Raw genomic sequence first — 24,477 nt, forward strand, 5'->3', positions numbered from 1 at the left:
CCGTTGACGCTGCGGTCTGAACCGTTGGAGAACCCGATCGCCCCCTCTATACTCACATCGCCTACGGACGCCTTCCTTCCATGCCAACCCCCTGCTGAACCGACCCGGCGGCTCCCACCCCACGCCCGGTCGGCGCGGCTGTCGGAACACTCCCACCCATGACCCCCGCCACCATGACGATGCAGCCCCCCTCCCAGGCCGCCTGCCCATCGCCCGACCCGCTGGCCCCGACCGACACCTTCATCCACCGTCACATCGGTCCGGATGAGAAGGACATCCGGGCGATGCTCGACACGCTGGGGCTGCCGTCGCTGGAGGCCCTGGTCGATCGGACCATTCCCGCGTCAATCCGGCTGAAGCAGCCGCTCAATCTCGGCAAGCCGCGCGGCGAGCACGAGTTGCTCAGCGAACTGCGCGCGATGGCGAACAAGAACAAGGTCTTTCGCTCGTTCATCGGGCAGGGGTACTACGGCACGATCACGCCGCCCGTGATCCTGCGCAACATCATGGAGAACCCCGGCTGGTACACGCAGTACACGCCCTACCAGGCGGAGATCGCGCAGGGGCGGCTCGAGGCGCTGCTGAACTTTCAGACCATGGTGGCCGACCTGACGGGCCTGCCCGTGGCCAACGCCTCGCTGCTGGATGAAGGCACCGCCGCGGCGGAGGCGCTCACGATGGCGATCCGCATTGTGGATGGTCGTGAGGCCGTGTTCGTCTCCAACGGCTGCCATCCGCAGACCATCAACGTGGTGCGCACGCGCATGGAGTCGCTGAGCATCCGCGTGGATGTGGGGAACGTGCATGATGACCGGCTGGACTTCTCGAAGTACGCGGGCGTGCTCGTGCAGTACCCCCGCACGGACGGACGAATCGAGTGCTACGACGCCGTGACGACCAAGGCGCACGAACACGGCGCCATCGTGGTGGCGGCGACCGACCTGCTGGCGCTCACGCTCATCAAGCCGCCGGGAGAGTGGGCGTCTGGAACTTCCGGGGGCGGGGGGGCGGACATCGCGGTCGGCTCCAGCCAGCGGTTCGGCGTGCCGATGGGCTTCGGCGGCCCGCACGCGGCCTTCATGGCCACGCGCGAGGAGCACGTGCGCAAGATGCCGGGGCGGCTGATCGGCGTGTCCAAGGATGCCCACGGCAACCCCGCGCTGCGCATGGCCATCCAGACCCGCGAGCAGCACATCAAGCGCGACCGCGCCACCAGCAACATCTGCACCGCGCAGGTGCTGCTGGCGGTGATGGCCGGCATGTACGCGGTCTATCACGGGCCGCAGGGGCTGAAGACCATCGCGCTGCGAGTCCATCGGGCCGCCTGCACGCTGGCGGAGCTGTTGCGGCGTCTCGGACACGACGTCGACGGCGGATTCTTCGACACCCTGCACGTGACGCCCGGCAACGGTCTGTCGAGCGCCGTCGCACGTGAGCGGGCGATCAAGCGAGGAATCAACGTCCGCGACTTCGGCAACGGATCAGTCGGGATCTCGCTGGACGAGACGATCACTCCGTCCGATCTGCAAGCCCTCTACGAAATCTTCGGCGGCACGTCGGCTGATGCGATTGATCCGGCTGACATTCTCGACGGCGTGGACCTGGAGTACGAGTCGTTCTCGCGCGAGAGTTCGTACCTCACCCACCCCGTCTTCAACACGCACCACTCCGAAACGGAGATGCTGCGATACATCACCAAGCTCCAGTCGCGCGACCTGTCGCTGGCCCAGTCGATGATCCCCCTGGGATCATGCACCATGAAGCTCAACGCCACGAGCGAGATGATTCCCGTCACGTGGCCTGAGTTCGGGCAGATGCACCCGTTCGCGCCCGCCGACCAGACCGAGGGCTACCGCGAACTCTTCCGCACGCTCGAGGCGTGGCTGGCGGAGATCACCGGCTTCGCGGCCGTGTCGCTGCAGCCCAACGCCGGTTCGCAGGGCGAGTACGCGGGGCTGCTGGCGATTCGCGGCTATCACCACAGCCGAGGCGACACCCGGCGCGACGTCTGCCTCATCCCCACCTCCGCCCACGGCACCAACCCGGCCAGCGCCATCGTCGCGGGCATGAAGGTCGTCGCCGTCGAGTGCGATGACCACGGCAACATCGATGTCGCCGACCTGCGCGCCAAGGCCGAGCAGCACAAGGACACGCTCGCCGCGCTCATGATCACCTATCCCTCCACGCACGGCGTGTTCGAGGATGCGGTGAAGGAGATCTGCGCCATCGTGCATCAGCATGGCGGGCTGGTCTACATGGACGGCGCCAACATGAACGCCCAGGTCGGGCTGACCCGCCCCGCCGACATCGGCGCGGATGTCTGCCACCTGAACCTGCACAAGACCTTCTGCATCCCGCACGGCGGCGGCGGGCCGGGCATGGGCCCGATCGGCGTGGCCAGGCGCCTGGCGCCGTTTCTGCCGGGCGAACCGCTCGCCTCCGAATCACCGGTCGGCCCGGTCTCCTCCGCCAACTGGGGCAGCGCCTCGATCCTGCCCATTTCGTGGGTCTACATCGCGCTGATGGGCGGCGAAGGGCTCACCCGCGCCACGCAGGTCGCCATCCTCAACGCCAACTACATGGCCAGGCGGCTGGAGAACCACTACCCCGTTCTCTACAAGGGCCGCAACGGCACCGTGGCGCACGAGTTCATCCTCGACTGCCGCCACTTCGAGAAGTCCGCCGGCATCAAGATTGATGACATCGCCAAGCGGCTCATGGACTACGGCTTCCACGCCCCCACCATGTCCTTCCCCGTGCCCGGCACGCTCATGATCGAGCCGACGGAGAGCGAATCGAAGGCGGAGCTGGACCGCTTCTGCGACGCCATGATCGCCATCCGCGAGGAGATTCGCGCCATCGAGGAAGGCCGTCTTTCCCGCACCGACAACCCGCTCAAGCACGCGCCGCACACCATCGCCGCGGTGTCCAGCGACTCCTGGTCCCACGCCTACCCGCGCGAGCAGGCGGCGTACCCGCTGCCCTACCTGCGCGACAGCAAGTTCTGGCCGCACGTGGGCCGCGTGGACAACCCCTACGGCGACCGCAACCTGATCTGCACGTGCCCGCCGATGTCGGAGATGGCGTAACGAGCCCCACGCTGGGGTTCTCGCCCTCAACCCGGTCCTCTCCCGATGAGAGAGGGAGTTTATTCATCGCGCGCCAAGTTCCGACGGCTTTCGAAACACCAGAAAGTGCTGCCACGGCAGGAAGTCCTTCGTCTCCACCCACTCCAGCCCCGCCGCTTCCATTTCCTTCCGCACTTGCAGCACGGTCATCTTGTGCAGCGGCTTGATGGGCACGTCCGGGTCCTCGCCGCGGTATTCGAGCAGGATCACCCGCCCGCCCGGCTTGAGCCCGCGCACGATTGACCGCATCATCTCCCACGGGTGCGAGAACTCGTGGTACGCATCCACCATCAGCACCACATCGACCGACCCTGCCGCCAGCCGCGTGTCCTCGATCGTCCCCAGCAGCGTCTGGATGTTGCCCGCGTGCTCCTGCTGGTTCTTCTCGACGATGAAGTCCAGCATCTCCTGCTGAATGTCCACCGCGATCACCCGCCCCCGGGGCACGCGCGGCGCGAGGCGGAACGTGAAGTACCCCGACCCCGCGCCGATGTCCGCCACCACATCCGTCTCGCGCAGGTCCATCGCGTGCACCACCAGGTCAGTCCGCTCCTCCCGCTCCCGGCCGCGCCGCTCCAGCCAGTCGATGGCCTGATGCCCCATCACGTGGGCGATCTCGCGTCCGAGGTAGACCTTGCCCGTGCCGTCGCGCGTGGGGGTGATGAACTCGTATCCCGGCGCATCGCGCTCCTTGATGGTTGCCTGGTCGCCGCGCTCCGCCGGTGGGGCTTCGGCCGCGGCGGGCTGCGTCGGCGCGTTCGCCTTGCGCGCTTCCGGCCGCGGGCAGCCGCCCAGCGCGGCCAACGAACCCATGAACAGGAAACCGAGCATGATCCGCCAGATAACTCGATTCGTGATCATGATCAAACCCTTCGTGTTGCTCGCGTCCAACCCCGCCGCGATGCTGGAGAGACGATCCCACACGCTCCAAGAAGACTTCACCGCAGAGTCGCGGAGAGCGCAGAGTGGGGAGACCAGGCAGTCTTCTCTCCGCGCCCTCTGCGACTCAGCGGCGAGTCTGGATTTCCGGAAAGCCCTCGGTAGGATGGGCGCGGAGACGCCTTCATGTCAAACCGAATCGCGCCCATCCTGCTCATCCTCGCCCTTCTCGCGCTCGGGTTCGTGTCCCTCGCCGCCGCCCAGGAAGCCGCCCCCGCGCAGAACGGCGCCGCCGCCCAGGACGAGGCCGCCCTCCGCGCCCGCGTCATGCGCCTCCTCCAGAAAGTCCCCCTCATCGACGGCCACAACGACACGCCGGGGCAGTTTCGCCGCCGCGTGGCGGGCCACGTCGATCAACTGAACTTCCGCGACACCACCACCCTCACCCCGCCCATGCACACCGACCTGACCCGCCTGCGCGCCGGCGGCGTGGGCGGGCAGTTCTGGAGCGTCTTCATCCCCATCTCCAGGTTCGGCGGCGAGCCGGGCGACGTGCAGCGCGTCATCGAGCAGATGGACCTCGTCCGCCGCCTGGTGGCCGCCTACCCCGATGACCTCGAACTCGCCTTCACCGCCGATGACATCGTCCGCATCCACCGGCAGGGCAAGATCGCCTCCCTCATGGGCATGGAGGGCGGCCACTCCATCGAGAACTCCCTCGCGGCCCTTCGCGCCCTCTACCACCTGGGCGCGCGGTACATGTCCATCACCCACGCCAAGAATCTCGCCTGGGCCGACTCCGCCACCGATGAGCCGCTGCACGGCGGCCTCACCCCCTTCGGAAAAGAAGTCATCCGCGAAATGAACCGGCTGGGCATGCTCGTCGATCTCGCCCATGTCTCGCCCGACACCATGCACGACGCCCTCGATGTCGCCGAGGCGCCCGTCATCTTCTCCCACTCCTCCGCCAAGACCATCTGCGGCCACGCCCGCAACGTGCCCGACGATGTGCTCACCCGCGTGAAAGACAACCGCGGCGTCGTCATGGTCTGCTTCCTCATCTCTTACGTCTCGGAAGAGTTACGACTCCACGCCGAAGCCCGCCAGCAGATGCTCGCCCAGCTGCGGCAGGAGCACCCGGACCCCTCGCAGGGCGACGCGATGGCCGCCGCCATCCGCGACTGGGACGCCGCCAACCCGGCCCCCGTCGCCACGCTCTCGCAGGTGGCCGACCACATCGACCACATTCGCGCCGTCGCCGGCATCGACTGCATCGGCATCGGCTCGGATTACGACGGCATGCCCCCCGGCCCCGCCGGTCTGGAGGATGTCTCCACCTACCCCGCCCTGTTCGTGGAACTGCTCCGCCGGGGGTACAGCGATGAGGACATCGCCAAGATCGCGGGGCTCAACGTGCTGCGCGTGATGCGCGAAGTGGAGCAGACCGCCGCCCGGCTGCAGACCGAGCGCAAGCCGTCGGATGCGCTGATCACGGAGCTGGATCGGCGGTAGCCGCTCGCCCGAAGACATTCAACACAGAGGGCCGCGGAGGACCACGGAGAGAAAGGCGTTCGTTTCGAGTCCACGGATGAACGCGGATGCACACGGACAAGTGCGGATTCCAGCGATCAGAACCCGGGCTGTCACGCCGCCAGCCGGAGCGACTCGCGCGCAGCCGCCCGACGCCGCGCCTGCCTTGCGTCACGATCGGGCGGCATCGCTTGGCGTTTTTTGCCCAGATTGCTAGCCCCGCCCCCCGACACCCCCTGTGAACAGCATGTCAATCCCACCCCAGCCCCACTCCGATCGGGGATGCTGGGGCGACCATGCCCTTCCGATCCGGCTCCATCTCGTACGCCCTGTTCCGCGTGTCTTCTGCTGGCGGTTCCGAGCCCCTGGCACCCCCCACGTCCGCCGCGGATGCAGCGTCGCTCCTCGATCGTCTGGCCGAGCACACCCTGAAGGAATCCGGCATCGGCGAGCCGCAACCCATGGAGTTCGGCTGGTGCGGCGGGCGGCACGTGCTGGATGAGGCGTTCGACCTCGAGCACGTGGTGTTCGACGATGGGCTGCTCTTCGGGCTGCGGGTGGATGTGAACCGAATCCCCGGCGAGATCCGCCGCGCCTACCTGGCCCAGGCCCAGCAGGCGATGGCGACGGACGGGCAGCCGTACCTGAGCAAGCGCGAGAAGGCGGCGGCCAGGGAGGAGGCGGAGGCCCGCTGCCGCGAGGACCTGGCGGCGGGGAAGTACCGGCGGTCGAAGATGGTCGAGGTGCTGTGGGATGTCGCCCGCGGCGTGGTGCTGGCGCCGGCGTTCGGCGATGCCATCGTGGGCGGGCTGCGCGACCTGTTCTTCGAGACCTTCGACCTGCGGCTGAGCCCGCTGTCATCCGGCGCGCTGGCGTTCGATGTGCTGTCGAAGCGCGGCCGTGGGCGCGACTACGAGGAACTGAAGCCGAGTGTGTTCACCCCCCCACCCGCCGGGGTGAATGAGGGGGACGGCGCGGAGGGCGGGGGTGCGGGAGAGCGCGGTGGTGATGGGCGGCCACCCGTGCCGTGGGCGCACGTGTCGCCCGAACCCAGCGACTTCGTGGGCAACGAGTTCCTGCTCTGGCTGCTCTGGCAGGTGGCGGAGCGCGGCGGCGAGATCAGCACCGAGGCGGGGGATGTGGCGGTGGTGATCGAGCGCGTGCTCGACATGGAGTGCCCGTGGGGCGTGACGGGGAAGCAGGGACTGCAGAGCGCGGGGCCGGGGCAGTCGCCGGAAGCGCGGCGGGGGCTGCTCAATGGCAAGTGGCCTCGCAAGGCGGGGCTGCTGGTGTCGCTGGATGGCGAGCAGTGGTCGTGCACGCTGCAGGCGGATCGTCTGCTGGTGACGGGGTTGAAGGCGCCCGCGCCGGAGGAGGCGCCGGGCTCGCCGCGGGAGCTGATCGAGTGGCGGCTGGCGTCGCTGCGGCGGTTCAATGAGGCGCTGGGGGGGCTGTTCGCGCGGTTCCTGGATGATCGGGCGGGCAGCGCCTGGGCGACGCCGCGGCAGAAGATCAGCGCGTGGATCCGCGGCGAGCGGGCGGGCCGCGCCGAAGCCGATGCCGGCGTGGCCGTCATCGAGACGAAACCGGGGGCGGGGGCGGGTCTGCGTGCGCGGGTGTAGGGACGTGGGGATGGAGGGGTGTCGCGAGCCAGCGCGGCGGCCACGGCGTGATCGGAACCCTCTCCCGCTGGGAGAGGGGCCTGAGGCGCGCGGCATACGCTTGATCCATGCAGTGCAACCTCGATGCGCGTGAACGGATGTTCCGGCTGCTGGCCGGGCTGGTGGGCGTCATCACGGGCGCGCTGCTGATCCTGTTGGCGCTGGCGGGCGTTGTCGAGGGAGCGTGGGTGTGGTGGGTGGCCGCCGCGTTGATCGTGATGGGCGGCATGGGCGTGGCGCAGGGGTACGCCGGGTGGTGCGTGATGAAGCAGCTGCTGGGCCGGAAGGGAGGATCGGTGCGATGAGCGGCGCGGCGATGGCTCGACCGGTGGACGTGGCCGCGCTGCGCCGGCACGTTCCCTCGCTGGCGGGCGGCACGGTGCTGCTGGAGAACGCGGGCGGGTCGCAGGCGCCCGCGTGCGTGTCCGACGCGATCCGCGACTACATGCGGACGACCTACGTGCAGCTCGGCGCCGGGTACGACATGTCGCGCCGCGCCACGACCACCGTCGAACTGGCCCACACGTTCATCAACCGGCTGATGAACGGCGAGGGCGACGGCGCCGTCATCCTCGGCTCGTCCAGCACGGTGCTGTGCACGATCGTCGCGGACTGCTATTCGGAAGTGCTGCGGCCCGGCGATGAGATCGTGCTGGCCGAGTGCGGGCACGAGGCGAACATCGGCCCGTGGCTGCGGGCGGCGAAGCGGTCGGGAGCGGCGGTGAAGTGGTGGCCCATTGATCGCGCCACGACCGCAACCACGGTGGAAGCGCTCACGCCGCTGCTGAGCGAACGAACCCGGCTGGTGTGCTTCCCCCACGTCTCCAACCTGCTGGGCGAGATTCTGGATGTGCCGGCAATCGTCGCGGCGGCGCGCGACAGGGCGCCGGGGGCGCGGGCCGTCGTGGACGGCGTGGCCTTCGCCCCTCACCGCCCCATCGACGTGGCGGCGTGGGGCGTGGACTGGTACTTCTACTCCACCTACAAGGTGTACGGTCCGCACATGGCGGCGCTGTTCGGGCGTCACGACGCGCTCGCCGAGTTGACCGGCCCCAACCACTTCTTCATCCCGAAGGACCAGGTGCCCTACAAGTTCGAACTTGGCGGCTGCTCGCACGAGGGCTGCGCCGGGCTGCTGGCGCTGCAGGATTACCTGGCGGACATCGTGCGGCTGATGGACGGTGCGGCGCCGCGTCGAACGGGCGGACTGCTCGACCGCGAGACGATCCGCCGGGCGTTCGAGATCATGGGCGAGTGCGAGATCCCGCTTCAGCGGCGGGTGATCGAGTACCTGCGGTCCAAACCCGCGGTGCGGATCATCGGCCCCTCGCACGGCGAACCCTCGCGCGTAGGTACGATCAGCTTCGTTCACCGCTCGCGCTCATCGCACGAGATCGCCCAGCACGCCAACGATCGCGGCATCGGCATCCGCCACGGCCACATGTACGCCCACCGGCTCTGCACGGCGCTGGGCATCGAACCCGAGGACGGCGTGGTGCGCGTGTCGCTGGTCCACTACAACTCGATGGATGACCTGGAGCGGCTCTTCGTGGTGCTGGACGAGGTGCTGTAGGCAACGGATGCGGGCCTGCCGCTCCCTCACGGTCGCGGCTCGCTTCCCGCGTGCGGGCCTGCCGCTCCCTCACGGTCGCGGCTCGCTTCACGCGTGCGGGCCTGCCGCTCCCTCACGGTCGCGGCTCGCCTGGCGGTGCAAGGGTCATCACCATCGAATCGCCTGCACCACGGCTCCCCCCAGCGGGAGAGGGAGTCGGCGATGTGTTCCTACGAACCCTTGACCGTGGCGCGCACCTGGGCGGCCATCTGGTTCTGCCCGGCTTCCTCCAGCTTGCCCGCGTAGAGCATGCCGACGCGGTACCAGTTGCTCTGCACCGCGAACTGCCCCGCCATGTCCTCGGGCCGTTGAATCGACTGCCAGGCGGCGGCATAGAGCGCGGGGACTTCCGCGGCGCGGTTGGAGTCGCGCAGCAGTTTCTCCGCCTTGGCCAGGGCGGTGATGACGAACGGACCCGCGTTGGCGTAGCGGCGGATGACATCCAGGTAACAGTCGCCGGCGCGGTTGACCTCGCCGCGCTTCTCCCACATCTCGGCCTGCTTCATGCGCACCTCGGCGGCCAGGTCGTGCCGCCCCTGGTAGGAGCGGAAGACATTGTTCCAGAGCGTGTCCTGCTCCTTCACATCCTCCACGCTTTCGATCATGGGGATGAGGATGGAGAGCGAGAAGTCGGGGAAGCGCTGGCCGCACAGGCGGTCGAGCACGCCCGCCCAGGTCTTCTTGTCGTCGAGCGAAAGAAGGCCGTCAGCGGCCATCCCGCGCAGCAGGAACCATCCATCCGCGTACCCCGGGCTGGCCTTGAGCCCCGCTTCCAGGAGGGCGAGCTGGTCCTTGACGACGGTTGAGCGGATCGGCCTGGGAGCGCGTCCGCCGGGCGGAGGCGAGAGCGGGCGCGGATCGAACGAGGCCTTGTCCCGTGACAGCCCGTTCAGCCGCGCGGCTGCGTCAACGAAGGCGGCGGCGGTGCAGCGATCCTCCGGCCTGCTCAGGGCGAAGGCCGCGAGCAGGGCCACCTGGCTGTCATTGACGGGACGCCGGATCTGCGGATCGAAGACCAGGCCCTTGAGCCCGATGTAGGCGTCATAGCGTCCCGTCTCGAAGTTCCACCACGCCTGTCTCTTGTCCGCCTGCAGGAAGCCCACCCACGCGTGGCTCACGTCAGCCCCCACGCCGATGGTGTAGGCGGTGGGGACGCCGATGGCCTTGCCCACGGTGACGGCGTAGTAGGCCTGATCGGCGCAGACGCCGCCGTAGCGCAGAATGTTGGGCAGGTTCCACCCCGCCTGCGTGCTCTTCTTGGGCGCGCCGGTGCGGTAGTGGTCGTAGTCGTACTGAATGTCGAAGAAAAGCGAGCCCACGGCGGGGTGGCCGGCGTACTTGGCGGCGGCCCAGTGCAACTCCTCGATGGAGGCCGTAGCGTCCACCACGTAGATCAGCAGTTCGGCGGGCACGCCTGTCAGGCCGAACGTCATGCGCTTCTCATTGGCGAGGAAGAAGTCGAAGAGCGCGATGGGGTCGGGCGCGGAGACGACATTCTCGTTGTAGTTGCGCCGGAGCGGCCGGTCATGCACCACGCAGATGGCCGCCGCGAGGTTGGCGTACTTCTCCACGCGATCGCCTCGCTCCTGGCGGAAGCGGTCCACCAGCGCGTAGACCTCCTTCATCTTCTCCTGGTCCGGCCTGGCGGCGAAGGCCAGCGCCCGCGCGAAGGTCGGGTTGTCCCTGAGGAACGTGATCGTGTCGATGGGCCACTGGAGATCGGCCGCCTTGAGCTGACGCACCAGTCGCAGGTGACAGGCCGTCTCGCGGAAGGCCTCGACCTCGCGGATGGCGGCGTAGCCGATGAGCGAGTCGAAGAGAGCCGCCAGTTCCGTCTCCGCGCGCTCCAGATCGCCGGTCCTGACCAGGTCATCCATGACGGCGGCGGTGCGCTGCGTCACCACATCCCGGGGCCGACCCTGCGCCACCGCGGGTGAAGTGAGGCCCCCCGCGACGGCCAGAATCATCGCGGTGACCGTCGAACGATGAATGAGTCCCGTCACGAGAAGACTCCCTGAAAACCGGCCCCCGGACCTCCGCACGCCTGTTCATGCCCGGGCATCGGGCCACCCGCAGCCAGCGTACTCACTCGCCGTGATCTTCGGAAGGCGCTTGCGGGTGCGAATCGTGGGCGTCGCGGTGGGGTTGATAGGGCATTGGCACGACGGTGGAAGCCCCCCACGATCGGTCGCCGGCGATGGGCCCCTGCAATGGGTCGTGGAAGAGCCAGTGCCCGCCGTTGGGCCACCCTCGCGGGCGGGCGGCGACGCCGTCGGGCGCCGATTCCGCCTCGCGCAGAAAGGCCCGCTCATCCAGCAGGATGCGCATCTCGCCCGCCGCCGTCCCGATCGTGAGGGCGATCAGCACGATGATCGTGAAGCGCTTCACCGTGGGCCACCCGACCCGGTAGGGAGGCGGCTCGGTCCAGGTGACGCCGCACTCCGGGCAGACGGCTGACGCCGCCCCGGTTCGGGAGTACCCGCAGCCGGGGCATCGGTTGGACCGCCAGCGACGGATCGGGCGCAGGTGCTTCTGCCAGATGTCCGGCAGATCCACGATCCAGTAGACCCAGATGAAGGGAATCATCATCACCGTGGTCACGACGATGCCCAGCAGGAGCACGCCGACATCGAATCCGAAGGTCCGCGCCAGGCACCGCGCGGTCGTGTATACGAAAAAGGCGTGAGCGCAGAGCGCCGCGGTGACAGCGATTCGCACCAGCACCGGGAGAGGAATGGGCACGGTCAATCGTAGGGACGGGCCGAATCGGGGATGCGGTGAACCGCGGCGATCACAGGGCGATCATGGCCCGCTACCGGGTGAAGCCGTATTCCCGCCACCGTTGTTCGACGCGCTGGCGAATGGCGGCGTCCATGTCGAGAATCGGGGGATAGTCGCGCGTCGGCTCGCCATTGGCCGCCTCCCCCCGCAACTTGGTCGTCGCGTCGAAACCGATGCGCCCGGTGGGGCGGCCTTCCTTCAGTTCCACGACGCGATCACGTCCCGGATCGGCGTTGGCGCAGAGCAGGAAGAACACCCGCTCCCAGTTGTCGAGATCGGTTCCCGCGTCCACGGCGACAACGAACGCCGCGCCGGGCGACGGAATGACGCGCCACGCCTGCTCGATCGCCCGCCGACCGTCACCCGGTCCGCGCTTGGGCGCGGCCAGGAAGACCAGCCGCCCCAAGCCGAAGTCGGGCGCGACCGCGGCGCGATCGGCGCCAAGATGTTGCGCGACTTCCTTCGCGCCGCCCGCGGGCCGGGAAGGCGGCTCAATTCCCATCCCCCCCACTTCCTCGCCGGTCATGCGGCGCGTGGCGTCAAAGCCGATCTTCGTGCCCGCACCCAAGCGCGGGGCGGCGTGGTCGAGAATGTCCAGCGGGCCGTTCACCATCTCCGCGTCGCGCGTGAAATGACAGTGCTCGAACATGGCCCGCAGCACCGCCTGCTCGTCGTGCACGTTCACGTCATCGTCCACCACCACGATCATCTTGGTCCACGCCATCTGGCCCGCGCCCCAGATGGCGTGCATCACCCGCCGCGCCTGCAGCGGGTACTGCTTGCGAATCTTCACGAAGGCGCCGTTGTGGAAGCAGCCGAACATCGGCAGGTGATAGTCCTCGATGTCGTGAATGAGCGTGCGCAGAAGCGGCAGGAAGATGCGCTCCGTGGCCTTGCCCATAGCGTAATCTTCCTGCGGCGGCAGCCCGACGATGGTGGCCGGGAAGATCGCCTCGCGCCGGTGCGTCACCGCGGTGACCTCGACGATCGGGTAGCGGTCGGGCAGGGAATAGAACCCCGTGTGGTCGCCGAACGGCCCTTCGAACGCCGCGCCGGGGCCGAGATCATCTGGTGATGTGGCGATTTGGTGACTTGGCGATCCGGATTCCCTCGATCCCTCGACGCCTTGATCCCTTGATGCCTTCCTCGGCGGAACCCACCCGATTCCGCCGCACTCGGTGCTCACCCAGCCCTCGATCACGATCTCACTGTTGGCGGGCACCCACAGAGGCACGGTCCTGGCCCGCACCAGCGGAATGCCGCGCCCGTTGAGGAAGCCCGCCATGAGCAGTTCGCTCAGCCCCGGCGGCAGCGGACTCGTGGCGGCGTAGGGCAGCACCGACTCGCCGCCGAAGCAGATGGCGATGGGCATGCGCTTCTCGCCCGCGCGCTTCCACGAGCGCCAGTGCGCCGCCCCGTCGTGGTGCATGTGCCAGTGCATCACGAGATGCGTGGCGTCGACCAGCTGCGCCCGGTACATGCCGATGTTGTGGCTGGCGGGCTTGGGGGCGTTGCGGTCATCGTGATGGATCGTGTGCATGCCCGCGAAGGTGATGTACCGCCCCTTGCCGGCGGCGGTGCGGGACTGCTCCGGCGTCATGTCGTAGCCCACCGCGACGGGATCGCCATCGAGCGGCCAGCACTTGATCAGCGGCAGCCGCGTCAGGTCCACCTCGCCCCGGCTGGAGAGTTTCACGACTTCCTGGCACACGCCCCGCCGCACGCGCCTGGGCGGGATGCGCAGCAGGGGCAGGAACTCCCGCGCCTTGGCGATCATGTCGCGCAGCCCCGAGGGCGGCTGCGGCCTGGTGAGCGAGGCGATTCGTCGGGCGATGGCCTCGAAGCCGCCCGATTGATCCACCCCCAGCGCCATCTCCATCCGCCGGTACGATCCGAACACGTTGATCGCCAGCGGGAAGTCGCAGTCCTCGACGTGCTCGAAGAGCAGGGCCTTGCCGCCAAACCCGGCGTGATCGGGGTCAAACGCGCGGGCCGATGCGCTCTCGCGGGCGCAGGGGGATTTGCTCACGCGGTCGGCGATCTCGGTGATCTCCAGCATGGGCGAAACCGGCACGCGGACGCGGTGCAGTTCACCCGCCCGGTCCAGTTCCTCGATGAAGTCGCGCAGCGTGGGCTTCATGCGGGGAGTGTAGAAGCTATCCCAAAACCCGGATTCACCGCAGAACCGCAAAACCGCAGAGATCGCATCGAGAACACACGCGGAATTGCAGCACCGCACCACCTGCTGCTGTACGGTTGTGCGGCAGAGTCCCTTTCGAGGTCTTGAGATAAGTTCCAGCGTCAGGGTGCTCATTGTCCGCGCCTGAAGCATTCATCCTTTCCATCCGTGGACTCCCAGCCGCCCCGCCCGAAACACAAACCCCCGTTTTCCGATACACTCGTCCGCACCGCAGGAGATTCCTCGTGGCGACGGACAGCGGGTCATTCGTCATCGACCTCCACCACGTGGAGAAGGTCTACCGGGGCAGGGTGCGCGCCCTGGCGGGCATCGAGATGCGCGTCCATCCCGGCGAGATCTTTGGGCTGCTGGGGCCGAACGGGGCCGGCAAATCCACGCTGGTCAAGATCATGATGACCGTCGTCCGCCCCACGCGGGCTGCGGGCACGCTGCTGGGCCGTCCCATCGGCCACAAGGGGACGCTGGCGAAGGTGGGTTATCTGCCCGAGCATCACCGCTTCCCCCGATACCTCACCGGGCGGCAGGTGCTGGATTTCTACGGCGCGCTGGCCAAGGTCGGCCGCGCCCAGCGTCGCAGCCGGGCCGATCACCTGCTCGAACTGGTGGGCATGAAGGACTGGCAGCACAAGAAGATCTCCGCCTATTCCAAGGGCATGATGCAGCGCGTGGGGCTGGCCCAGGCGCTCATCAACGACCCCAAGCTCGTCCTGCTGGATGAGCCCACGGATGGCGTCGATCCCGTGGGCCGCCGCGAAATCCGCGACCTGCTGGTCCGGCTGCGCGGCGAGGGCAAGACCATCTTCCTCAACAGCCACCTGCTCTCGGAACTGGAGATGGTCTGCGACCGCGTGGCCATCCTTGTGCAGGGCAAGGTGGTGCAGCAGGGCACGCTGGATGAGTTGACGCGCGACAGCCAGCGCTACGAGATCGTCATCCACGGCGAGGTGCCCGAGCGCCTGCGCGGCCACAAGCGGATCGATGTGCGCCCCGGCGACAACGGCCGCAGCACCCTCATCATCCACGGGGCCGACCCGGAGCCGGTGCAGCCGATCATCGACCAGCTGCGCATCGACGAGGTGACGATCGTTTCGATCCGTCCGGTGCGCGAGTCGCTGGAGGACCTGTTCATGCGGGCGGTGATCGACCCGGCGACGGGCAAGGCGCACAAACCGGGGGCGGCGGCCCCCACAAGCGCCCCCCCCACAAGCGCCCCGCCCACAAGCGCGCCTTCTGCGGGAGGCGCCGCATGATCCAGTTCACCGCCATGCTGGCCGACGCCTATCGAGAGCTCAACTCCAAGAAGCTCTTCTGGGTCACGCTCGTGCTGTCCGGGCTGTTCGTGGCCGTGTACGGGTCGATCGGCTTCGATCCGTCGGGGCTGTCGATGCTGTACGGCGCGTGGCATATCGAGAGCGAGTTCATCAACAGCGAGACGCGCTGGTCGCGCGCCCTGTACCTCGGCATCTTCTCCGACTTCGTGGTCAACCTGTGGCTGGCCTGGATCGCCATCATCCTGGCGCTGATCTCCACCACTACGATCTTCCCGGATTTCATGGCCGGCGGCGCCATCGACCTGATGCTGTCCAAGCCCATCGGGCGGCTTCGGCTCTTCGCGTTCAAGTACATCACCGGGCTGCTCTTCGTGCTGCTGCAGATGCTGGTGTTCTGCACCGGCGTCTTTCTGTGCGTGGGGGTGCGTCTGGGCGAGTGGAACTGGCTGATCTTCGCCGCCGTGCCCATGGTGACGCTGGTGTTCAGCTACCTGTTCGCGTTCAACACGCTGGTGGCGGTGGTCACGCGCTCCGCGCTGGCGGCCCTGCTGCTGACGCTGCTGTTCTGGTTCGGGCTGTGGACGATCCAGACCGCGGAGGGATCGCTCTTCCAGTTCCGCCTGCTGGCGCAGGTGGAGGCCGAGGAGGCGCAGCAGCGCGTGGACACCTGGAATCAGTCCCTTGCCGCGCTCGACGCCGCCAGCACTCCGGCGGATGACCCGCGCCGGGCCACGCTCACGGCGTCGCGCGACCAGGAACAGGCGGCCCTCGACGACGCCCGTCGCATCGAGTCGCGCCTGATCGCGTGGCATACGCCCATCCGCTGGGTGCTCAATACCCTGCCCAAGACGCAGGAAACCACCGGGCTGGTCTCGCGCTGGCTCAAGGATAAGGACGGCTACAGCATCCTCGCCATGCTGCGGGGCGACATGACGATGGGAACCGGCGATGCCGGACGCGGCAGCGGGAGCGGCTTTGGCAACCGTCGTCAGGAAGCGGAGGTCTCGCGCCGCATGGAGGCCGCGCTCGACGCCCGGTCGCCCTGGATGATCGTCGGTTCGTCCGTGGCGTTTGAAGTGGTGCTGCTGTTGCTGGCCGCGTGGGTCTTCTGCCGACGCGATTACTGAGACGATGCGGGCCGCGCCGGGCCGTGGAGGGGTTCTGCGGATATCGTCCATCGTGCGTGATCCTCATTCCGAGCAGCCCGTCAACACGGGCGACCCGGCATCCCGGCTGCATCACACCCCCGTCCTCATGGCGCAGGTTCTGCGCCTGCTTGACCCGCGGCCGGGCGACACGGTGGTGGACTGCACCGCCGGACGGGGCGGGCACGCGGCGGCCCTGGCGGCTCGCATCACGGGGGAGGCAGCTCACGCGGTGGGAACGACATCGAGCGCCGCGGCGCCACCCGCCGGGCGCCTCCTGTTGGTCGATCTTGACGCCGACAACCTCGCCTTCGCGGCTCAGCGCGTGCGCCGAGAGGTTCCTGACGTCACGGTCGAAACACTGCATGCCTCGTTCGCGGGAGCGCCTGAACACGTGAAGCGGCTCGGCTGGCGGGCGGACGTGGTGCTGGCGGATCTCGGCTTCGCCAGCACGCAGATGGACGACCCGGCGCGGGGGTTCAGCTTCCGCGCGGATGGGCCGTTGGACATGCGCTTCGACCGCACGCGCGGCATCTCTGCCGCGGAATGGCTGGCGCGGGCCGGCGAGGCGGAAATTGCCGACGTGATCTACCACCTCGGCGAAGACCCGTACGCCCGCCGAATCGCTCGAAAACTTGCACAGAGTCGGCTGCGGGAGTCGATTGACACTACCACGGCGCTGGCGCGGCTGGTGAGGGAGGCGTATGGCCCGAGGGCACGAACCTCGCGAGTCGATCCGGCGACGCGGACGTTCATGGCGCTGCGAATCCTGGTGAATGACGAACTCGCCTCGCTGCAGTCGCTGCTGCGCTCCATCGAGGAATCAGCCGCGGTCGGGGGCGACTCGTGGCTGGCGACCGGGGCTCGCGTCGGCGTGATCTCGTTTCATTCGCTGGAGGACCGGCTGGTCAAGCAGTCCTTCAGCGGGCTGGTGAAGCGGTCGCTGGCTGAAGCCGTCACGCGGAAGCCGGTGACCGCGGAGGAATCGGAGGTCCGTGCGAACCCTCGGGCGCGCTCGGCCAAGTTGAGAGTCATTCGCGTGACCCACGGACTGGCGTCGCGCTGACTGGCGGATAGGATGCGTCGATCCGAGTGGAGCCGGATCGCAGGTTCAGACAACGTCGCTCGTCACGGAGGTGGCCGGCGGCCGAACGCATGGATGCTGTTCGACATGACCCGAGAGAACAAACTCGCCCTCATCATCGGTTTCGGTCTGGTCCTGGTGGTCGGCATTCTGGTGTCGGACCACCTGTCGGCGGCCAATCGGCAGCAGAACGCCGCGCTGCAGGCGGAGGAGGCCTCGCTCACGCCCGGCCGGCTGGAGGACCACCGGCTGCTGACGCCCGACTACGCCCCGATCGAGCGGCCGGAGGCGGAGGGTCTTCGTCTGCGCCCGGGTCCGATGGCGGGGAACCAGAGTCACCTGGGCGGGAGTGACGCAAGCGCCTCCCGCGCCGCCGGTTCGAACCCGGGGCCGGGCACGATTCTCATGCCGGGACCGGATCAGCTCAATCGACAGTTGCCGCCCGCCGGCGGGTCCGGCGGCGCCACGCTGCCCCAGTCGTACAAGTGGCACACCATCAAGCCGAAGGAGACGCTGGCCGCCATCGCCCGGCGCGAATACGGCGATGAAAAGCTCTGGAAGCTGCTGGCCCAGTTCAACAAGGATCGCGTTCCCAATCCGGACGTCGTCCCGGCGGGCGTGACGATCCGGCTGCCTTCCAAGGAAGAACTGCTTGGCATCACCGGGACGTCGGTCAGCCCCGGTCAGCCGTCGGGAAGCGGCGCCGGGGCCGCCGGCGCCGGCAACACGCCGGGCGGGGCTCAGCCGGCGGGCGGACACCGCACCTACACCGTGCAGCCGGGTGAAACGCTTTCGCGGATCGCCAAGCGGCTGCTCGGCTCGGAGCATCGGTGGCGCGAGATCGTGGACCTGAACAAGGACGTGATCAAGAACCCCGACAACGTCACGGCGGGAACGGTCATCCGCGTGCCCAACACCTGACATGATCCGTCCACCCGGTCCGATGCCATGTTCGCCAAGATCCTCGTCATTCTCGTGGTGTTCGGCGTGCTGGGCTGCGCCCTGCTGGTGAATCGGCAGCAGCGCATTGAGACCGCTCATCGCATGTCCCTGACGCATAAGCGTCTCGCCGAACAGGAGCGCGGCGCCTGGCGCCTGCGGGCCGAAGTTGCGCGGCATTGCAGCCCCAGCCGGTTGCGTGAAGCCGCCAAGCGGAGCGGGCAGTCGTGGCTTCCCCTCATGCTGCACCCGCAGCGACCATCTGTGGTGCACCCGCCCGCGACAGTCGCGGCCGCACAGGCGTCGGATCAACGAGAAGCCGGCCCATGAACACGACTCAATCATCGCCCGGCGATCAGGCGGAACAGGGAACGCGCATCGTCCGCGTCGGCCTGGGGCTGGCCGTCCTGCTCATCGCGGTCTACGCGGGGCTGTTCATCCGCGTTGCGGTGCTGAAAATCCATCCCGACCCGCGACTGAACGGGGCGGCCGGTGCGCCATTCGCCACTCGCCCCGAACTGGCTCGTCGCGGCGATCTGGTCGATCGCGAAGGGCGCATCATCGCCACCAGCCGCATCGGCTACCGGCTCTTCGTGGACCCGAAGGAAGTGCAGGATCTGACGACCATCGCCGTCGATCTCGCCCACCTGATCGGGGGCGACCCCGCGGCGTACGACCGGACGATTCTGGATCGCGCCGACTCGCGCTACGTCGTCATCAGCCATCTGTTGAACGACGAACAGGTCGAGGTGGTGCGACAGGCGGGCCTGCGCGGCGTGGGGCTGGAGCCGCGACTGGTGCGGGAGTACTCCAACGAGGGCGTCGGCTCCCTGGTGGTCGGAATGGTCGGCTTCGAGCACACCGGGCTGGCGGGCATGGAGCACCGCTTCAACCGCCGCATGATCCCCGAGGACGGTCGGCTCACCTACCTCAAGGACGCCCGGGGGCAGCCACTCTGGATCGAGCCCGCCGGCATACGCCCGAGAAACGACGGCGAGTCCGTGCGTCTGAGCATCGACCTGACGATTCAGGACATCGCCGAACGTCGGCTGCGCCAGGCGGTGGAGCAGTACAACGCGGGCGGTGGGCGAATGGTGGTGCTCGATCCGGCGACAGGCGAGATTCTCGCCATGTGCGACATCCTGCGGAAACGTCCCGGTTGGAAGGAGGTCACGACCGACCCGGCCCGTGAGATTCACCCCTCGCTGGGACGCAATCGCTGCGCCACCGATCCCTACGAACCCGGTTCGACGTTCAAGCCGTTCATCTGGGCCGTGGCCACGGAGCACGGACGGGCGCGCCTGGATGAGGTGCTCCCTACGCCCTCCGGCGCGCCGTACGTCACCAGCCGGGGCCGGCGCATCCGCGACGCGCATTACTACGGCCCGTCCACGTGGGAGAAAGTGCTCGTCAAGTCGATGAACAGCGGCATGGCCATCGTTGGCGAGCGCATGACCGAGAAGGAGATGCAGGAAGCGGTCCGTTCGTTCGGATTCGGTCGCAAGACCGGGGCGGGGCTGCCGGGCGAATCGATCGGCATCGTCACCACGCCCAGGAACTGGGGGCATTACACCCAGACCTCGGTGGCGTACGGCCATGAAATCAGCGTCACCCCGCTGCAGATGGTGCAGGCCTTCGCGGCGTTCGCCTGCGACGGAATGATTCCCGAGCTGCGCCTCACCGCGGTCAACGATGACGAACTCCGCGCCCCGTTGCTGCGAGCCCCGATCAAGCCCGAGACCGCCCGCCTCACGCGCCGGATCATGGGCAAGGTGATGACCGACGGCACGGGGCGCGAGTCGCAGTCCACCAGGTACACGCTGTTCGGCAAGTCCGGCACCGCCCAGCTGCCCCGCAAGAAGGAGGACGGCGGCGGCTACTACGAGGACCGCTACGTCTCCAGCTTCATCGCCGGCGCGCCGCTGGAGCAGCCGCGTCTCGTCGTGCTGTGCGTGATCGACGACCCGGATCGTTCGCGCGGACACTACGGCGGCGTGGTGGCGGGACCGGCGGTGCGCGACGTGATGGACGAGGCCCTGGCGTACCTCGGCGTGCCGCCCGACAAGCCGCAGGATGGCCGTCCCGATCGACTCGCCGCACGCCCCTGATCTCCGCCCTTCCCGCCGCGTCAACCTGCGGCGGCGCGGAACTCGTCCAGCCCCAGCTGCTTCATCTTCTTATAGAGCGTCGTGCGGTTGATGCCCAGCACGTCGGCGGTGCGCTGTCGATTCCAGGCGTTGTGCTCCAGCGTCGCCAGGATGATTCGCCGCTCCGGCTCCCGGAGCGCTTCCTCCAGCGTCATGGGCTGGTATGGCTCGGTTGGGAACGTGAAGGAACGAGGCGCCTCACCCGTCACGTTGGGCGGCAGGTCGTCCAGTTGAACCCGCGCCGACCGTGAGAGCACCACGGCGCGCTCGATGATGTTCTGCAGTTCCCGCACGTTGCCGGGGAACGCGTAGCCACGCAGCGCGTTCATCGCCTCGTCGGTGAAGCCGACGACCTCGCGACCGGCATCCCGTGCGAACTGCTCCAGAAAGTGCGCGGCGAGCAGCGGAATGTCGCTGGCTCGACTTCGCAGCGGCGGCACCTCCACCATCACCACGTTGATGCGGTAGTACAGATCCTGCCGGAACTCCCCTCGCGCCACCAGCTCCTCCAGCGGCTGATTGCTGGCGAGGATCACCCGCACGTCCACCTCGACCGTCTCGGACGACCCGACCGGCTCGAACCGCTTCTCCTGCAGCACGCGCAGCAGTTTGAGCTGCATGGCGGGAGAGGCCGAGTTGATCTCATCCAGAAAGATCGTTCCGCCGTTGGCCGCCAGGAAGCGTCCCGGCTTGTCCGCGTGCGCCCCCGTGAACGACCCCTTCACGTGCCCGAAGAGTTCGCTCTCCAGCAGCGTTTCCGGGATTGACCCGCAGGCGATCTCCACGAACGGCCTGTCTCGGCGAGGCGAACGCTGATGAATCGCGCGGGCGATCATCGACTTGCCCGTGCCGGACTCGCCGCTCATCAGCACGGTGGTGCGCGTGGGCGCGACGGCCTCGACCAGGTCGAAGATGCGCCGCATGCGCGGATCCTGTCCGACGATGCCATCCAGCCCGTGTCGGGCATCCAGTTGCTTTCGGAGCCGGCTGTTCTCCGCCAGCAGGGCGTGCTGGCGCAGCGCCCGCTCGACCGCGATCAGGAACTCGGCATCGACCAGCGGCTTGAGCAGGTAGTCGCTGGCGCCCAGCCGGATGGCCTCGACCGCGGATTCGATCGTGCCGTAGCCGGTCGTGACCAGCGGAACGATCTCCGGCGCCTCCTCGCGCAGTCGGCGGATCAGCTCCATGCCGCTCATCCCCGGCAGGTTGAGGTCGATCACCGCGACGGCGAACGGCTCCACGGAATGCGGACTGGTCCGGGTGCGTCGGATGACATCGAGGGCGGTCTCCGCTGACGATGTCACGTCCGTCTGATAACCTGATTCTCGCAGGAAGCCCCCCAACGCATCGCCGACAAGCGTCTCCGCATCGACGATCAACACGCGAGCCGTGGGCTGGGTAGACGACGCCATGAAGCATCCCTGCCATCTCGTTGGGAATCGACCTCCATTCATCGACCCGTTCGAGCGGTCGGTTCACCCGGTGTCGCGTGGTGGCAACATCATTCTCGGTCATCGCGGCGGGGAGGACCGCTGTCGTTGAGACGCCTCCGCGTCAATGAAAAAGGGACGCCGAGGGGCGTCCCGGGGTGCTTCTCGCCAAGGAACGACAGGCGCGAATCAGGCGCGTCGACGCCGACGCGACACCACGCCAGCCACGCCCAGCAGGGCCAGGGCGCCAGGAGCGGGAATCTCGCCGTGCATGAAGTTGGCGCCGAAGAAACCGTTGGCCACGCCGGAAATCTGCGTCGGGAAGGTCAGAATGTTGCCCCCGACCCAGCGGTCGCCGGTGAAGGTGATCTCAGGAATGACGGTGAAACCGGTGGTGTTGAAGGTGTAGAAGTCGTTGCCACCCTGTCCGCCCGACACGCCGCCGATGACATAGGACTGGTTCGCGGCGAGCACCACCGCCGAACTCAGCTGAACGTAGCGGAAGTGCCCGGTGAGCGGGGCCGCCGTGCCCGCGGGCACCGTCAGCGAGGCCAGCAGGTTGCCGTTGATGTCCCACAGACCGACATCATGTGACTGCCCCAGGCCGTTGCCATCATGGTCGTAATACCCGAGGTGAGTCACGTTGATGGGAGCATTGTTCACCCGGAACGACCAGCCCAAGGTCCACGGCCCATTGTCACCGCTGAAGGAAGAGCCCGGCGCGGCAAACTCCACGCCCGGAACCTGCCCTTGGGCGCCAAACGCCACCGCCGCCACGGCCAAGGCGGCTCCTGCAAATCGTCTCATGTTTGATTCTCCTCTCACGTCTCCCAGGGCTTTGCAGCTCGAGGAACACCCCACAAGCCCGCCCTACACGCTTGTATTCTACTGGTGTTTTCGAATCACGCAAGAACAATTCTCCCCCGTGGTGAACCCGTTCATGGACGCACGATCCGAGGGACTCGCACCAGGAGGGGACAACCCGGACGCCCGGACCTGGCGGCAGTCGTAAATAGTCGACAGACATGGGTTTCCGTACTATTCCCGGAACTCGTCCCGGCGCGCCGCCTGCCCCGCGACCTCCTTGATGATGGTCATGCCGCTGAACCCCAGCACGGCGAAGGCGCCCAGCCACACCGCCTGCGTTCGCAGGTCCAGCATGAGCAGCCACGCGCTTCCATACAGCGCCTGCCACATGGCGCCGTACCGGCGCAGTTTCTCCGCCGCCACGGCTCCGCTGACGCCGATCGTCTTCCACCGGGCCACCGCGATGAATCCAACCACCGCCAGAGCCGGCCAGAGCACGTTGACCGCCGACGCCCGGTCGGGCCAGGCCCCTTCCCGCCAGAAGCCCAGTCCGATGATCGCCCCGCTCCACGTCATCCATGATCCGAGAATGACCGCGGCGGCATGGCGCGAGATGCGCGGCCTCTTCCCCTCCAGCAGATGCGACCCGTACGCGATCGCCATGGCGTGGGTCATCACCAGCCACGCGGGCCAGGTGAATCCCAGTTCCGCGTTGGGGATGAACATGTGAACCGCGTGGATGAGCCCGATGGAGATCATCCCCGCCGCGGGAATGAACTTGCCCGCCGCGTTGTAGAACAGGATTCCCATCGCCGTCAGCAGCGTCATCTGGAGCGACAGGAGCCCCATCGCCTGCGCCGCCAGGATGGCGATGAGCAGCGCGCCCACCGTCACCACGATGGCCTGCCCCGCCCGGATGCGACCCGCCGGGATCGGCCGCTCCGGGCTGAACGCGCTGTCGTGCCGCGCGTCCAGCACATCATTCAGCGACGCGCCGTACGCGAACAGACCCACCGCCACCACCGCGCCCAGCGCCAGCGCCGAGACGAGCGGCATCGACACCACGGGGATCGCATCCCCCTCCGACGCCAGGGCGCGGGAGAGCAGAATCACCAGCCACACGTCCGCCACCGCGCCAAACGCCATCGTCAGCCGCGTGAGCTGGATCGCCGTCAGAATGCGTCGAGTCAACGCGCGCACGCCGGATGGTACCCCGGCGGCGCACAGATCGAGCGAGATGCGGCCCTGGGCTGACGGCTCTTGCCCAACGGCTGTTGGCTCACGGCTGACCGCGCTCCCCCGCATGGAAACCCCCCACCGATCCATCTACACTCCCGACTTCCCTGAGAGCACGCCGTGTCGCACGCCCCAGTCGCCAACCAGGCCTCCGCCGCCGGCCTTCGGGTCGCGGTGATCGTCAGCCGTTATCACGCGGATGTGACGGAGTCCCTGCGCGCCGGGGCGCAGTCCGCCTTCGCGGCCGCGGGAGGCGACCCCGCCGATCTGCGATTCTTCCACGCGCCGGGCGCCTACGAACTGCCGGTCATCGCCGCCGCCGTGCTCGATGAAGGCGAGGTGGACGCCCTCGTCGCGCTCGGCTGCATCATCACCGGCGAGACCACCCACGATCAGTACATCGCCCACGCCGTCAGCGATGGCCTCATGCGGCTCTCGGTGTCCTACGGCACCCCCGTCGCCCTCGGCGTGCTCACCTGCCAGACCCTCGAGCAGGCCCGCCAGCGCGCCGGCGGCTCCCGCGGCAACAAGGGCGCCGAGGCCATGACCGCCGCCCTCGACGCCGCGTCCACCATCCACGCCATCCGCGAGGCGTCACTGGCCCGCGCCGCCCAGGGGGGCGCCTGA

General features: G+C 68.1%; 19 protein-coding genes. 12 read left to right on the forward strand and 7 right to left on the reverse strand.

What is annotated here, in order from left to right; genetic code table 11:
- Nucleotides 1-158 precede the first annotated feature (158 nt).
- Entirely contained in the window at nucleotides 159-3,089 is a 2,931-nt protein-coding gene (gene gcvP / locus HRU76_00245; GenBank protein ID QOJ16121.1) for an aminomethyl-transferring glycine dehydrogenase, read from the forward strand.
- Between the two features lie 63 nt (nucleotides 3,090-3,152).
- Here gcvP and HRU76_00250 read toward each other — a convergent pair whose 3' ends face one another.
- Entirely contained in the window at nucleotides 3,153-3,941 is a 789-nt protein-coding gene (locus HRU76_00250; GenBank protein QOJ19045.1) for a class I SAM-dependent methyltransferase, read from the reverse strand.
- A gap of 252 nt (nucleotides 3,942-4,193) precedes the next feature.
- Here HRU76_00250 and HRU76_00255 point away from each other — a divergent pair, with 252 nt between their 5' ends.
- The 4 genes from HRU76_00255 (at nucleotide 4,194) to HRU76_00270 (ending at nucleotide 8,771) form a co-directional block, all read left to right on the forward strand.
- Nucleotides 4,194-5,519, forward strand: coding sequence for a membrane dipeptidase (locus HRU76_00255; protein ID QOJ16122.1), 1,326 nt, complete (start codon nucleotides 4,194-4,196; stop codon nucleotides 5,517-5,519).
- A 314-nt stretch (nucleotides 5,520-5,833) separates the two neighbouring features.
- Nucleotides 5,834-7,159, forward strand: coding sequence for a hypothetical protein (locus tag HRU76_00260; GenBank protein QOJ16123.1), 1,326 nt, complete (start codon nucleotides 5,834-5,836; stop codon nucleotides 7,157-7,159).
- 107 nt (nucleotides 7,160-7,266) lie between these two features.
- Complete coding sequence (locus HRU76_00265) at nucleotides 7,267-7,503, forward strand: hypothetical protein (protein QOJ16124.1); 237 nt, start codon at nucleotides 7,267-7,269, stop codon at nucleotides 7,501-7,503.
- Nucleotides 7,500-8,771, forward strand: a complete 1,272-nt coding sequence (locus tag HRU76_00270; GenBank protein QOJ16125.1) for an aminotransferase class V-fold PLP-dependent enzyme — start codon at nucleotides 7,500-7,502, stop codon at nucleotides 8,769-8,771. The genes HRU76_00265 and HRU76_00270 overlap by 4 nt, the downstream gene beginning before the upstream one ends.
- A gap of 209 nt (nucleotides 8,772-8,980) precedes the next feature.
- Here HRU76_00270 and HRU76_00275 read toward each other — a convergent pair whose 3' ends face one another.
- The 3 genes from HRU76_00275 to HRU76_00285 all read right to left on the reverse strand — a co-directional run bounded on the left by HRU76_00275 (nucleotide 8,981) and on the right by HRU76_00285 (nucleotide 13,731).
- Nucleotides 8,981-10,813 carry a hypothetical protein gene (locus HRU76_00275; protein ID QOJ16126.1) on the reverse strand — a complete coding sequence of 611 codons (1,833 nt, stop codon included), beginning with the start codon at nucleotides 10,811-10,813 and terminating at the stop codon, nucleotides 8,981-8,983.
- Nucleotides 10,814-10,895: 82 nt separating this feature from the next.
- A complete protein-coding gene (locus HRU76_00280) occupies nucleotides 10,896-11,552 on the reverse strand; it encodes a DUF3149 domain-containing protein (GenBank protein QOJ16127.1) in 657 nt (218 codons plus the stop codon).
- A 70-nt stretch (nucleotides 11,553-11,622) separates the two neighbouring features.
- Nucleotides 11,623-13,731 carry a UbiD family decarboxylase gene (locus tag HRU76_00285; GenBank protein QOJ16128.1) on the reverse strand — a complete coding sequence of 703 codons (2,109 nt, stop codon included), beginning with the start codon at nucleotides 13,729-13,731 and terminating at the stop codon, nucleotides 11,623-11,625.
- A 284-nt stretch (nucleotides 13,732-14,015) separates the two neighbouring features.
- On the opposite strand from HRU76_00285, the gene HRU76_00290 reads away from it, so the two are divergent.
- Genes HRU76_00290 through HRU76_00315 form a run of 6 tightly spaced genes read left to right on the forward strand, consistent with a single transcriptional unit; the run spans nucleotide 14,016 to nucleotide 20,338 of the window.
- Nucleotides 14,016-15,041 carry an ABC transporter ATP-binding protein gene (locus HRU76_00290; protein ID QOJ16129.1) on the forward strand — a complete coding sequence of 342 codons (1,026 nt, stop codon included), beginning with the start codon at nucleotides 14,016-14,018 and terminating at the stop codon, nucleotides 15,039-15,041.
- Nucleotides 15,038-16,189, forward strand: coding sequence for an ABC transporter permease (locus tag HRU76_00295; protein ID QOJ16130.1), 1,152 nt, complete (start codon nucleotides 15,038-15,040; stop codon nucleotides 16,187-16,189). The genes HRU76_00290 and HRU76_00295 overlap by 4 nt, the downstream gene beginning before the upstream one ends.
- A gap of 4 nt (nucleotides 16,190-16,193) precedes the next feature.
- Nucleotides 16,194-17,273 carry a 16S rRNA (cytosine(1402)-N(4))-methyltransferase RsmH gene (gene rsmH / locus HRU76_00300; protein ID QOJ16131.1) on the forward strand — a complete coding sequence of 360 codons (1,080 nt, stop codon included), beginning with the start codon at nucleotides 16,194-16,196 and terminating at the stop codon, nucleotides 17,271-17,273.
- A 12-nt stretch (nucleotides 17,274-17,285) separates the two neighbouring features.
- Nucleotides 17,286-18,212: a LysM peptidoglycan-binding domain-containing protein gene (locus tag HRU76_00305; protein QOJ16132.1), complete on the forward strand. Its 927-nt coding sequence runs from the start codon at nucleotides 17,286-17,288 to the stop codon at nucleotides 18,210-18,212.
- 27 nt (nucleotides 18,213-18,239) lie between these two features.
- Nucleotides 18,240-18,560: a hypothetical protein gene (locus HRU76_00310; protein QOJ16133.1), complete on the forward strand. Its 321-nt coding sequence runs from the start codon at nucleotides 18,240-18,242 to the stop codon at nucleotides 18,558-18,560.
- Entirely contained in the window at nucleotides 18,557-20,338 is a 1,782-nt protein-coding gene (locus tag HRU76_00315) for a penicillin-binding protein 2 (GenBank protein ID QOJ16134.1), read from the forward strand. Before HRU76_00310 ends, HRU76_00315 begins: the two co-directional genes overlap by 4 nt.
- Before the next feature lie 20 nt (nucleotides 20,339-20,358).
- Here the strand turns inward: HRU76_00315 and HRU76_00320 are convergent, their stop codons facing one another.
- From HRU76_00320 to HRU76_00330, 3 genes are all read right to left on the reverse strand, one after another.
- Complete coding sequence (locus tag HRU76_00320; GenBank protein QOJ16135.1) at nucleotides 20,359-21,789, reverse strand: sigma-54-dependent Fis family transcriptional regulator; 1,431 nt, start codon at nucleotides 21,787-21,789, stop codon at nucleotides 20,359-20,361.
- Nucleotides 21,790-21,996: 207 nt separating this feature from the next.
- Nucleotides 21,997-22,614 (reverse strand): DUF4082 domain-containing protein, encoded by a 618-nt coding sequence (locus HRU76_00325; protein QOJ16136.1) that lies wholly within the window; start codon nucleotides 22,612-22,614, stop codon nucleotides 21,997-21,999.
- 231 nt (nucleotides 22,615-22,845) lie between these two features.
- The gene (locus HRU76_00330; GenBank protein QOJ16137.1) at nucleotides 22,846-23,814 is read right to left on the reverse strand and encodes a hypothetical protein; all 969 of its coding nucleotides are present in this window, start codon (nucleotides 23,812-23,814) and stop codon (nucleotides 22,846-22,848) included.
- Nucleotides 23,815-23,970: 156 nt separating this feature from the next.
- Here HRU76_00330 and HRU76_00335 point away from each other — a divergent pair, with 156 nt between their 5' ends.
- Entirely contained in the window at nucleotides 23,971-24,477 is a 507-nt protein-coding gene (locus HRU76_00335; protein ID QOJ16138.1) for a 6,7-dimethyl-8-ribityllumazine synthase, read from the forward strand.

Source organism: Phycisphaeraceae bacterium (assembly GCA_015709595.1).
GTDB lineage: Bacteria > Planctomycetota > Phycisphaerae > Phycisphaerales > SM1A02 > CAADGA01.

Excerpts from the sequence above, each read along its gene's own strand:
- HRU76_00310 (QOJ16133.1), top strand. The coding sequence starts at position 18,240 with ATGTTCGCCAAGATCCTCGTCATTCTCGTGGTGTTCGGCGTGCTGGGC.
- HRU76_00265 (QOJ16124.1), top strand. The coding sequence starts at position 7,267 with ATGCAGTGCAACCTCGATGCGCGTGAACGGATGTTCCGGCTGCTGGCC.
- HRU76_00305 (QOJ16132.1), top strand. The coding sequence starts at position 17,286 with ATGCGTCGATCCGAGTGGAGCCGGATCGCAGGTTCAGACAACGTCGCT.
- HRU76_00315 (QOJ16134.1), top strand. The coding sequence starts at position 18,557 with ATGAACACGACTCAATCATCGCCCGGCGATCAGGCGGAACAGGGAACG.
- HRU76_00285 (QOJ16128.1), bottom strand. The coding sequence starts at position 13,731 with ATGAAGCCCACGCTGCGCGACTTCATCGAGGAACTGGACCGGGCGGGT.
- HRU76_00260 (QOJ16123.1), top strand. The coding sequence starts at position 5,834 with ATGCCCTTCCGATCCGGCTCCATCTCGTACGCCCTGTTCCGCGTGTCT.
- gcvP (QOJ16121.1), top strand. The coding sequence starts at position 159 with ATGACCCCCGCCACCATGACGATGCAGCCCCCCTCCCAGGCCGCCTGC.
- HRU76_00250 (QOJ19045.1), bottom strand. The coding sequence starts at position 3,941 with ATGGGTTCGTTGGCCGCGCTGGGCGGCTGCCCGCGGCCGGAAGCGCGC.
- HRU76_00270 (QOJ16125.1), top strand. The coding sequence starts at position 7,500 with ATGAGCGGCGCGGCGATGGCTCGACCGGTGGACGTGGCCGCGCTGCGC.
- HRU76_00255 (QOJ16122.1), top strand. The coding sequence starts at position 4,194 with ATGTCAAACCGAATCGCGCCCATCCTGCTCATCCTCGCCCTTCTCGCG.
- HRU76_00295 (QOJ16130.1), top strand. The coding sequence starts at position 15,038 with ATGATCCAGTTCACCGCCATGCTGGCCGACGCCTATCGAGAGCTCAAC.
- rsmH (QOJ16131.1), top strand. The coding sequence starts at position 16,194 with ATGCGGGCCGCGCCGGGCCGTGGAGGGGTTCTGCGGATATCGTCCATC.
- HRU76_00320 (QOJ16135.1), bottom strand. The coding sequence starts at position 21,789 with ATGGCGTCGTCTACCCAGCCCACGGCTCGCGTGTTGATCGTCGATGCG.
- HRU76_00325 (QOJ16136.1), bottom strand. The coding sequence starts at position 22,614 with ATGAGACGATTTGCAGGAGCCGCCTTGGCCGTGGCGGCGGTGGCGTTT.